This is a genomic window from Lysinibacillus sp. KCTC 33748 (assembly GCF_002237755.1).
Lineage (GTDB): Bacteria > Bacillota > Bacilli > Bacillales_A > Planococcaceae > Lysinibacillus.
In genome coordinates this window covers 1-3,011 of sequence record NZ_MWSJ01000050.1, presented here as the reverse complement: position 1 = coordinate 3,011, position 3,011 = coordinate 1, and the positions used below count along the sequence as shown (strand labels likewise).

General features: G+C 51.7%; 1 rRNA gene. It reads left to right on the top strand.

Going from position 1 to position 3,011, the window contains the following annotated elements:
- Positions 1-38: 38 nt before the first annotated feature.
- Positions 39-2,966 (top strand): 23S ribosomal RNA (locus B1B04_RS25170).
- Positions 2,967-3,011: the final 45 nt, after the last annotated feature.

The window sequence follows — 3,011 nt, the reverse complement described above, 5'->3', positions numbered from 1 at the left end:
CATTTATTTTTTAAGTTTTTTTATAGGCTTAATAACTTGGTTAAGTTATTAAGGGCGCACGGCGAATGCCTTGGCACTAGGAGCCGAAGAAGGACGGCACTAACACCGATATGCTTCGGGGAGCTGTAAGTGAGCTTTGATCCGGAGATTTCCGAATGGGGGAACCCACTACGTTTAATCGCGTAGTATCTTGACGTGAATACATAGCGTCTTGAAGGCAGACCCAGGGAACTGAAACATCTAAGTACCTGGAGGAAGAGAAAGAAAAATCGATTCCCTGAGTAGCGGCGAGCGAAACGGGAAGAGCCCAAACCAAGAGGCTTGCCTCTTGGGGTTGTAGGACACTCTATACGGAGTTACAAAAGAGCGAGTTAGATGAAGCGACTTGGAAAGGTCCGCCAGAGCAGGTAAAAGCCCTGTAGTCGAAAGTTCGTTCTCTCCTGAGTGGATCCTGAGTACGGCGGAACACGTGAAATTCCGTCGGAATCCGGGAGGACCATCTCCCAAGGCTAAATACTACCTAGTGACCGATAGTGAACCAGTACCGTGAGGGAAAGGTGAAAAGCACCCCGGAAGGGGAGTGAAAGAGATCCTGAAACCGTGTGCCTACAAGTAGTTAGAGCCCGTTAATGGGTGATAGCGTGCCTTTTGTAGAATGAACCGGCGAGTTACGATTACGTGCGAGGTTAAGCTTTAGAAGGCGGAGCCGCAGCGAAAGCGAGTCTGAATAGGGCGAATTAGTACGTGGTCGTAGACCCGAAACCAGGTGATCTACCCATGTCCAGGGTGAAGGTGAGGTAACACTTACTGGAGGCCCGAACCCACGCACGTTGAAAAGTGCGGGGATGAGGTGTGGGTAGCGGAGAAATTCCAATCGAACTTGGAGATAGCTGGTTCTCTCCGAAATAGCTTTAGGGCTAGCCTCGTGATGAGAATACTGGAGGTAGAGCACTGTTTGGACTAGGGGGCCATCCCGGTTTACCGAATTCAGACAAACTCCGAATGCCAGATATTTATACACGGGAGTCAGACTGCGAGTGATAAGATCCGTAGTCAAAAGGGAAACAGCCCAGACCACCAGCTAAGGTCCCAAAGTAATCGTTAAGTGGAAAAGGATGTGGCGTTGCACAGACAACCAGGATGTTGGCTTAGAAGCAGCCATCATTTAAAGAGTGCGTAATAGCTCACTGGTCGAGTGACGCTGCGCCGAAAATGTATCGGGGCTAAACGATTCACCGAAGCTGTGGATTGACATCTACGATGTCAGTGGTAGGAGAGCGTTCTAAGTGCGTTGAAGTCAGATCGGAAGGACTGGTGGAGCGCTTAGAAGTGAGAATGCCGGTATGAGTAGCGAAAGACGGGTGAGAATCCCGTCCACCGTATGACTAAGGTTTCCTGAGGAAGGCTCGTCCGCTCAGGGTTAGTCGGGACCTAAGCCGAGGCCGATAGGCGTAGGCGATGGACAACAGGTTGATATTCCTGTACCACCTCCTCACCGTTTGAGAAATGGGGGGACGCAGTAGGATAGGGTAAGCGCGCTGTTGGATATGCGCGTCCAAGCAGTAAGGCGTGTGTGTAGGCAAATCCGCACACTGTAACGTTGAGCTGTGATGGCGAGTCCGTATGGACGAAGTTCCTGATTTCACACTGCCAAGAAAAGCCTCTATCGAGGTGAGAGGTGCCCGTACCGCAAACCGACACAGGTAGTCGAGGAGAGAATCCTAAGGTGTGCGAGAGAACTCTCGTTAAGGAACTCGGCAAAATGACCCCGTAACTTCGGGAGAAGGGGTGCTCTTGAGCGTGCAAGCGCATGAGAGCCGCAGTGAATAGGCCCAGGCGACTGTTTAGCAAAAACACAGGTCTCTGCAAAACCGTAAGGTGACGTATAGGGGCTGACGCCTGCCCGGTGCTGGAAGGTTAAGAGGAGTGGTTAGCGCAAGCGAAGCTGCGAATTGAAGCCCCAGTAAACGGCGGCCGTAACTATAACGGTCCTAAGGTAGCGAAATTCCTTGTCGGGTAAGTTCCGACCCGCACGAAAGGCGTAACGATCTGGGCACTGTCTCAACGAGAGACTCGGTGAAATTATAGTACCTGTGAAGATGCAGGTTACCCGCGACAGGACGGAAAGACCCCGTGGAGCTTTACTGTAGCCTGATATTGAATTTTGGTACAACTTGTACAGGATAGGTAGGAGCCAGAGATCTCGGAGCGCCAGCTTCGAAGGAGGCGTCGGTGGGATACTACCCTGGTTGTATTGAAATTCTAACCCATGCCCCTTAGCGGGGCAGGAGACAGTGTCAGGCGGACAGTTTGACTGGGGCGGTCGCCTCCTAAAAGGTAACGGAGGCGCCCAAAGGTTCCCTCAGAATGGTTGGAAATCATTCGTAGAGTGTAAAGGCACAAGGGAGCTTGACTGCGAGACCTACAAGTCGAGCAGGGTCGAAAGACGGGCTTAGTGATCCGGTGGTTCCGCATGGAAGGGCCATCGCTCAACGGATAAAAGCTACCCCGGGGATAACAGGCTTATCTCCCCCAAGAGTCCACATCGACGGGGAGGTTTGGCACCTCGATGTCGGCTCATCGCATCCTGGGGCTGTAGTCGGTCCCAAGGGTTGGGCTGTTCGCCCATTAAAGCGGTACGCGAGCTGGGTTCAGAACGTCGTGAGACAGTTCGGTCCCTATCCGTCGTGGGCGTAGGAAATTTGAGAGGAGCTGTCCTTAGTACGAGAGGACCGGGATGGACACACCGCTGGTGTACCAGTTGTCTTGCCAAAGGCATCGCTGGGTAGCTATGTGTGGACGGGATAAGTGCTGAAAGCATCTAAGCATGAAGCCCCCCTCAAGATGAGATTTCCCATTACGCAAGTAAGTAAGATCCCTCAAAGACGATGAGGTAGATAGGTTCGAGGTGGAAGTGTGGTGACACATGGAGCTGACGAATACTAATCGATCGAGGACTTAACCAAAATGTTTGAAACATTCAATGCACCGTTTATCCAGTTTTGAAAGAA